We start from the raw sequence: 9,099 nt of genomic DNA on the forward strand, positions 1-9,099 counted from the left end.
ACATTTTGACGGTTGGAGCACAGTTTAAGTATGGGGAAAAATTTCGCAGATAAATAAGAAAAATTATCAATAAACTAAAGGATAGTTAGGCTGAGCATTGCTCAGCCTAACTATCCTTTGATTCTCTAATGGTTGTTGTCTCAAAAAATACCTCTACTTAAGATTAGCGATCGCACCCACCAACTACTTTTGACCACACCCCTAGCAACTTGAGTTATTAGCTAAAAAATATATACCGTATATCGTATGACTCTAAATTCCTTGAACTTTTCCCCTGTGGCGATCGCAGCTTAACTTAGTGCCATTCCTCTATGATTGTCCAGCCTTAGAAAAAGAACAATTATCTGTATGTGTCAGCTTAACTGTCTTAACTGTCTTAACTGTCTTATAGTTATATATTTTAATTATTTTCTTAACTGTCTTAACTATCTTAACTGTCATTGCGTATTATCGGTAAAAGTGAGATATTTTTTCTGTTGTGTGTTTGGAAAAAATTAATGAATAAATTATTAAACTTGTAAATTCAAAAGTATAATTTGTTTTGTAAATAATTAATATTCTGGATCAGTACGTATGCTTCATACCAAGTTCCGTTCAAAAATATGAGTTTTTTGCAAGCAGGGAGAGCAAGGGAAAAATACTATATTTGATTGCAAATTAGTATCAGTATCGATGCTAGGAGTAAATATACCAATTGTATACAAATTTCTAGTTAAAATAATATTCACATAAACTCTAAATTGAAAAATGACTAAAATTTTAACATCAAAATACATTGACCCGCGTAATTTAAGTTCTTTTCAAAGGATTTTACTTACGACTGATGGAACATTGACAGAAATCTTAGAAGCTTATCTATTAGAAAAGATTCAATTAGTTAAACTATCCGAAGAATTTATTGAAATTGCAAAACCTATTCCTGCTTTAGATTTAAAAGTAAATACTCAAATTATTAATAGAAAAGTTTTATTACGGGGCAAAATAAGTTTAAACAACTTTATTTATGCTGAATCTATAATTATACCTGAAAGACTAGATATTAGATTCAAGTCTAGATTAATTGAATCGCAAGAACCAATAGGTAGACTCTGGTTAGAACATAAACTTGAAACTTTTAAAGAAATAATTGATTCTGGTATAGAAACATCTGAAGAATTATTTCATTATTTTAATATGTCAAAAGAAGATAAAATGCTTTCTCGGACTTATCGAGTTTTTTCTAGGGGACAAGCGATAATGATGATTACGGAAAAGTTCCCAGAAAGCTATTTTATTAAAGATAATGAACGATTTGTTTTTTAAATAAAGAGGATTTGCTTAAGCCTGTATATTTGAAAAAATTGAAGGAGGAACGAGAATGTTAGAAAAAAGCTTTGTCGAAATTGTTAAAAAATACCCTCATAAGACTGCGATCGCCTACGATAAATTAAGAATTAGCTATCAAGAACTATATACTTACATAACAGATTTAAGTATTCATTTAAGCAAAATAGGTATTGCACAAGGTGGCTGCGTAGCGTTGATTTTGCCTAACAGTCCAGAATTTGCGATCGCCTTTTACGCGACTGCCAAATTAAATGCTATAGCTTTGCCAATCAATCCCCTTCTCAAAGAAAATGAACTTAACTACTATATCACCGACAGCAATGCTAGTGCAATTGTTACTAATAATGATGGGGCAGAAATTAGTCGTAGAATCCTTTCAAAAATAGATAAAAAAATAGAGTTAATTGTTCTTGATGATACAGATTTACTTACCAAAGAACTAGATAACTTAATAATTACGGAAAGTACCTCTACTTTTACAGGTGATGTACTTTATCAATATTCCTCTGGTTCTACAGGCAAACCTAAGAGAGTTTGTAGAACTCAAAATAATTTATATCACGAATTTAAAAACTTTACTGAAACTACTAACATAACTACAACAGATAATATTTTATGTGTAGTGCCACTTTATCACGCACATGGCTTAGGAAATTGCTTACTAGCAGCTACTTGTAATGGTGCAACTCTGGTAATTTTAGAACAAGTTTCACATCAAGGAAAAGCAATTGAAGTACCATTTGCTTTTAGATGTTTCAGGGTATTAGAACTTATAGAAAAAGAAAAAATTAGTATCTTACCTGCTGTTCCTTATATTTTTAATACTCTAGCAGAAACACCAAATGACGCTCAGTTTGATGTTTCTACGCTAAGACTATGCTTTTCTGCTGGTAATTTTTTATCAAAAGAAATTTTTGATAAATTTCTTCAAAGATTTGGTATTCCTGTAAGACAACTATACGGTTGCACAGAAGCAGGTTCTGTAGCAATTAATCTAGATGAAGACCTAAAAAACACCTACGATTCTGTAGGATGTCCTTTAAAGAATATTGAAATTAAGATTATTGATGATGCAGGTAAAGAATTTCCAACTGGAAGTATTGGTGAGATAGTCATCAAAAGCGAAGCACTGACGCAAGGATATAGTAATAAACCAGAACTAAATCAACAAGTATTTAAAGACGGGTCATTTTTCACGGGTGATTTAGGTAAGAAAGATGAAGCCGGACGCATTTACATTACTGGTAGAAAACAAATTTTCATTGATACAGGCGGTAACAAAGTCGATCCACTAGAAATAGAAAATATCTTGATGACGCATCATCAAGTTAAAGAAGCTGTTGTTGTTGGTATCAAAGGTTTGTATGCAGGAGAAGTTATTAAGGCGGTTATTGTACCTCAAAATCGCAACATTTGTGATGAAAAAGATATTTTATCTTACTGTAGGAGCAAGTTAGCTGATTTTAAAGTCCCAAAATTTATCGAAGTTCGTGATGAAATTCCCAAAAGTACATTAGGAAAAGTGTTAAGAAAAAATTTAATTGAAAACTTGTCAGGACAGATAAAATTATGAAAAGTATTGATTTAATTGAACAAAAAACTAAGAATGTTGTTTTAAGTGTTTTACCAAATATAACTAGTGAAGATTTATCAGACTCTAGCAATCTTTTTAGCATCGGGCTAGATTCTGTCAATGCCATGACACTTGTGCTAAAACTACAAAATACTTTTGGGATTAAATTTGTAGCTACTGATATTAATGCAGAAAATTTTCAAAGTGTAGCAAGTATTGTCAAGCTGATCGATGAAAAGCAACGCTAATCATTTTTAGAAACTCCAGTATATACCTGAAACCCTGAAGCAATAAAACTACAATGACCAACTCTGCACAAAAAAATCCCCTAGAACCAAACAAATCAGTAAAAACAGGACAAGATATCTGGCAAGCGATCGCAAGCATTCTCGAAGTACAAAATCAAGCTCCAGCTTTAGTACCTGTATCTCGAAATAAACACTTGCCTTTGTCTTTTTCGCAAGAAAGATTATGGTTCCTTTACGAGTTGCAATCAGATAGCTCTACTTATAATGTTTCCTTTGCTTTTCGGCTTCAGGGTTTGTTAAACATTACTGCATTAGAAGATAGCCTCAATCAAATCATCCAACGCCACGAAGCATTGCGGACTACGTTTGTAGTTGCCCAAAACAAGCCTGTTCAGGTAATTGCTCCCAGCCTCAAATTGACCTTACCTATAGTGAATCTTCAGGAACTTCCTGAAAAAGAAAGAGAAACTCAAGTTTTACAACTGGTCAAAAAAGAAGTTCAACAACCCTTCGATCTAGCACAAGGATCGCTGTTACGTTCTTCCTTATTGCAGCTAAGTGAGAATGAATATGTGTTACTCCTGAGCGTCCATCACATTGCCTTTGATGGTTGGTCTGAAGGTATTTTGTGGCGTGAACTTACAGCCTTGTACGCAGCTTTTTCCATTGGCAAGCCCTCTCCCCTACCTGAACTGCCTATCCAGTACGCAGACTTTGCTGTTTGGCAGAAACAGTGGTTGCAAAGTCAAGTCATGGACACTCAGCTGAACTATTGGAAGCAACAATTAGCAGGATCGCCTCCTTTGCTGGAACTGCCTACAGACCGAGTGCGCCCACCCATACCAACAAATCGCGGCAAAACTCAACACTTTCAGTTAGATTACAACCTAACTCAAAAGCTCAAAAGCCTCAGTGAAAAGTCAGACGCAACTTTATTTATGACTTTGCTGACTGGCTTTGTTATCCTATTATCACGCTACAGCAATCAACAAGATATACTCGTCGGTTCCCCAATAGCCAACCGCAACCGCGATGAAATAGAATCTCTCATCGGCTTTTTTGTCAACATTTTGGTGTTAGGTACCGATGTTTCTGGAAACCCCAGCTTTTGGGAGTTACTGCAAAGAGTACGTCAAGTAGCTTTGAATGCCTACTCTCACCAAGATGTGCCATTTGAGAAAGTAGTAGAAGCTTTACAGCCAGAAAGAAACCTCAGCTACTCTCCCTTGTTTCAGGTAATGTTTATTTTGCAGAATACGCCGCTTGGAAAATTGGAATTACCTGGTTTATCTTTAACTCGTCTAGAAATAGAAAACTCGACAGCTAAATATGATTTAACTTTGTCGATGACGGAAACTGAGCAAGGACTGAGTGCCAGTTTAGAATACAACTCTGACCTATTCGATCGAGCTACAATTGCTCGGATGGCAGGGCATTTTATGACCTTACTAGAAGGTATTGTTGCTAATCCACAGCAGCCTATTTTTGAATTACCTCTACTGACAGCAATTGAGCAACAGCAATTATTAGTAGAGTGGAACAATACTCAGGCAGATTACGCTGGGGATAAGTGTATCTATCAGTTATTTGAGGAACAGGTAGAACGTACCCCAGATGCGGTAGCAGTTGTATTTGACAATCAACAACTTACATACCGCGAATTAAACTACCGTGCTAATCAGTTGGCGCACTACCTCAAGTCCTTGGGTGTAAAACCAGATACATTGGTGGGTATTTGTGTAGAACGATCGCTAGAAATGGTAGTGGGAATTTTAGGCATCTTAAAAGCTGGTGGTGCTTATGTACCACTTGACCCTGAATATCCCCAAGAGCGTTTAAGCTTCATGCTGCAAGATGCAGATGTTTCCATCCTGTTGACTCAACAAAAATTGCTTAAAAGGCTACAGAATCATCAAGCAGAATTTATTTGTTTGGATACTGATTGGCAATTGATTTCTCGATCGAATCGAGATAGTCTAATTACCAATATAAAACCAACTAACTTAGCTTATGTAATTTACACCTCTGGTTCTACAGGACAACCTAAAGGTGTAGCTATGAATCAGCTTGCCCTGAACAATTTGATTCTGTGGCAACTGCAAAATAATCCAATTTCTGGCGGGGCAAAAACGCTGCAATTTGCTCCTATTAGTTTTGATGTCTCCTTCCAAGAAATGTTTTTTACTTGGTATTCGGGAGGCACATTATTCTTAATTACGGAAGAACTAAGACGAGATCCTTTAGCTTTGTTAGGTTTTCTTCAAGAAAAAGCTGTTGAGAGGTTATTTGTTCCCTTTGTTGCCTTACAGCAATTAGCTGAAGTCGCTGTTGGTAGTGAATTAGTTAATAGTCATCTGCGGGAAATTATTACTGCTGGCGAACAATTGCAGATTACCCCCGCTATTTCTGGGTGGTTCAACAAACTAACTGATTGTACTTTGCACAATCATTACGGGCCATCAGAAAGTCATGTTGTAACTACTTTTACTTTGACTAATTCAGTAGAGAATTGGCCGCTACTTCCTCCCATTGGGCGACCCATTGCGAACACGCAGATTTACATTTTGGACAGGTTCTTACAGCCTGTACCCGTCGGTATACCAGGAGAATTGCACATTGGTGGTGTCTGTTTGGCCCGAGGCTACCTCAACCGTTCTGAGTTGACACAAGAGAAATTCATTCCCAATCCTTTTGATGAAGCAGAAGGGAAGAGGTTATATAAAACTGGGGATTTGGTGCGTTATTTACCCGATGGCAATATCGAATACCTGGGACGGATTGACAATCAAGTAAAAATCCGGGGCTTCCGCATCGAATTGGGTGAAATTGAAACAGTACTGAATCAACATGGCGATGTGCAGGTATGTAGCGTTATTGTCCGCGAAGATCGCCCAGGACAAAAGCAGTTAGTCGCCTACATAGTGCCGCAAAAAGAGGTGATACCGACAAGCAGCGAACTGCGGCAATTCCTGAAAGCCAAGTTGCCAGATTACATGGTTCCTAGTGCTTTTGTGATTCTAGAAGCCTTACCCCTGACTCCTAGCGGTAAGGTAAACCGTCGCGCTTTACCTGCACCGGATTTACTCAGTGAGATAGCAGATAAATTTGTTGCACCCCGCAACTCCATTGAGGAAAAATTAGCCCTGATTTGGTCGCAAGTGCTGCGATTAGAGAAAGTAGGTATTCATAATAATTTCTTTGAACTAGGTGGGCATTCTCTAATAGCGACTCAAGTAATTTCTCGCTTACCAGAAGCCTTTGGGATTTCATTGCCGTTGCGATCGCTATTTGAGTCACCCACGATCGCACAATTAAGTGAAGTCATCTTACGTGAACTGAAAACAGGTTCGAGTCTGATACTTCCAGCAATTTTACCAGTTTCCACAAGACAAGATATACCTCTATCTTGGGCGCAAGAGCGTCTGTGGTTTCTCCATCACTTAGAAGGCGAAAGTGGAGCCTACACAATGCCTTTCGCCATGCGTTTAGTGGGAAATCTCAATATCAAAGCTTTGGAACAAGCGGTTGAGGCAATGGTGCGGCGGCATGAAGTTCTGCGGACTCGTTTTGAAATTAAGCATGACAAGCCAATACAGGTAATAGCCCCTGATATAGCCATAACATTACCAGTAGTGGATCTACAAAATGTGGCAGATCCCTGGCAACAAGTAGAGCAACTAGCGATCGAAGAAGCTTACAAACCATTCGATCTGGCGAAAGATCCCGTGTTGCGGGTCAAAATGTGGCAAGTTGCGACTGACGAGTATGTACTGCTGATAGTCATTCACCATATTGCTGCTGATGGTTGGTCAATAGGCGTTTTGAACCGCGAATTGTCTGCCCATTATCGAGCCATAACCACAGGTAGCGCAGTTGAATTACCAGAGTTATCTGTACAGTATGCCGACTTTACCTTATGGCAGCGCCAATGGCTGACAACTGAGGTACTTGAACCCCAGTTAAGTTACTGGAAACAACAGTTAGCGGCAGCGCCACCTTTGTTAGAATTGCCTACAGACCGCCCCCGCCCAGCTATCCAGACTTTTCGAGGAGGAACAGAGCGGTTTCAACTAGATGCCTTACTGACTTCTCGGCTTAGACAACTGAGCCATAAGTCGGGAACAACTCTGTTTATGACACTGTTGACGGGATTTGTCGTGTTAATGTCTCGCTATAGCGGTCAAACGGATCTTGTCATTGGCTCCCCGATCGCAAATCGCAACCGTAAAGAAATTGAAGGGTTAATTGGCTTTTTTGTCAATACTCTGGCACTAAGGTTTGATCTGTCCTCAGAACTGACCTTGAAAGCTTTGCTAGAGCAGGTGCGACAGGTGACTCAAAACGCTTATGACCATCAGGATTTACCCTTCGAGATGTTAGTTGAAGAGTTGCAGCTGGAGCGAAATCTAGATCGTAACCCACTAGTGCAAGTGATGTTTGCCCTTCAGAATGCGCCGACCAATCCTTGGGATTTGCCTGGTTTAAGCGTCGAGAAAATGGATTGGGGGCTTGAGGCGGTGCGGTTTGATCTAGAAGTTCACCTCTGGGAAGTTGCCGAAGGTCTTGAAGGCTTTTGCTATTACAGTAGCGATTTATTTGATGCGGCAACGATCGCCCGGATGATGAAACATTTCCAGAATTTGCTAGAGGCGATTGTTACTAACCTAGAACAACCAGTCAGCCAATTACCTCTACTGACAGCACAAGAAAGGCAGCAATTGTTAGTAGAGTGGAACGCCACCCAAACGGATTATCCAAAAGACCAATGTATCCATGATTTGTTTGCAGCTCAAGCCGAACCCAACAGTAATGCAGTCGCCGTAGTATTTGGAGAACAAAAGCTTACCTATCAGGAGTTAAATGCACAGGCAAATCAACTAGCACATTATCTGCAAAAACTGGGCGTGAAACCAGGTGTACTGGTGGGTATTTGTGTCGAACGTTCTGTATCTATGGTTGTTGGGTTATTGGCAATTCTTAAAACAGGTGGGGCGTATGTGCCTTTGGATACAGAATATCCTAAAGAGCGCTTGGCTTTCATCATAGAAGACACTCAGATATCGGTGCTATTGACAACACAGAAATTAACCGATGTAATTCCTAAACACCAAGCGCGTGTTGTCTGCTTTGATACTGATGCAGATGCGATCGCTCTCTTCAGCCAGCAAAACCCCCTAGCAGCAGTAACATCCGACAATCTCGCTTATGTAATATACACTTCCGGTTCAACCGGGAAACCCAAAGGAGTAGCTGTGACTCACCAAGCTGTGAATCGCTTGGTAATCAACACAAACTACATCAACATAGAACCAACAGATGTTATTGCCCAAGCCTCAAATTATGCCTTTGACGCTGCAACTTTCGAGATTTGGGGTGCGTTATTGAATGGGGCGCGGTTGGTAGGGGTGAGCAAAGATTTAGCTCTTTCGCCCAGAGAGTTTGCTGCCTTTATGCGATCGCATAAAATCAGCGTATTATTCCTAACGACTGCCTTGTTCAATCAAATTGCTCAGGAAGTCCCAGATGCTTTCAATTCACTAAGACATCTCCTATTTGGAGGCGAAGCTGTCGATCCTAAATGGGTGAAAGAAGTACTGGAAAATGGTGCGCCACAGCGATTACTGCACGTTTATGGGCCAACAGAGAATACCACATTTAGTTCCTGGTATTTAGTGCAAGAAGTAAGCCAAGACGCTACAACTATTCCCATCGGGCAGCCAATTTCCAATACACAAATCTATTTATTAGATCCCCAACTACAGCCTGTGGGCGTTGGTGTATCAGGAGAACTCTACATTGGAGGTGATGGTCTAGCAAAAGAATACCTCAATCAACCAGAGCTAACTGCTCAAAAATTCATTCCCAATCCCTTCTTAAGAAACAGAGGAGCAGAGGAGCAGGGGAACACAGGAGGAGACATTCTTCCTAATCCCCAGTCCCCAGTCCCCAGTC

Annotated in this window: 4 protein-coding genes; all 4 read left to right on the top strand. The window is 39.5% G+C overall.

What is annotated here, in order from left to right; translation table 11 throughout:
* Positions 1 to 747 precede the first annotated feature (747 nt).
* Entirely contained in the window at positions 748 to 1,302 is a 555-nt protein-coding gene (locus tag IQ264_RS29670) for a chorismate--pyruvate lyase family protein (protein ID WP_193985807.1), read from the top strand.
* A 55-nt stretch (positions 1,303 to 1,357) separates the two neighbouring features.
* On the top strand, positions 1,358 to 2,899 hold the full coding sequence (locus IQ264_RS29675) for a class I adenylate-forming enzyme family protein (RefSeq protein WP_193985809.1): 1,542 nt from the start codon (positions 1,358 to 1,360) through the stop codon (positions 2,897 to 2,899).
* Positions 2,896 to 3,147: an acyl carrier protein gene (locus tag IQ264_RS29680; protein WP_228061916.1), complete on the top strand. Its 252-nt coding sequence runs from the start codon at positions 2,896 to 2,898 to the stop codon at positions 3,145 to 3,147. The genes IQ264_RS29675 and IQ264_RS29680 overlap by 4 nt, the downstream gene beginning before the upstream one ends.
* A gap of 53 nt (positions 3,148 to 3,200) precedes the next feature.
* Positions 3,201 to 9,099 (top strand): non-ribosomal peptide synthetase (locus tag IQ264_RS29685; protein WP_193985812.1); only part of this gene is annotated, 5,899 nt, incomplete at its 3' end.

The sequence above is a fragment of the [Phormidium] sp. LEGE 05292 genome (assembly GCF_015207735.1).
Taxonomy (GTDB): domain Bacteria; phylum Cyanobacteriota; class Cyanobacteriia; order Cyanobacteriales; family Aerosakkonemataceae; genus Floridanema.

Excerpts from the sequence above, each read along its gene's own strand:
- IQ264_RS29680 (WP_228061916.1), top strand. The coding sequence starts at position 2,896 with ATGAAAAGTATTGATTTAATTGAACAAAAAACTAAGAATGTTGTTTTA.
- IQ264_RS29675 (WP_193985809.1), top strand. The coding sequence starts at position 1,358 with ATGTTAGAAAAAAGCTTTGTCGAAATTGTTAAAAAATACCCTCATAAG.
- IQ264_RS29670 (WP_193985807.1), top strand. The coding sequence starts at position 748 with ATGACTAAAATTTTAACATCAAAATACATTGACCCGCGTAATTTAAGT.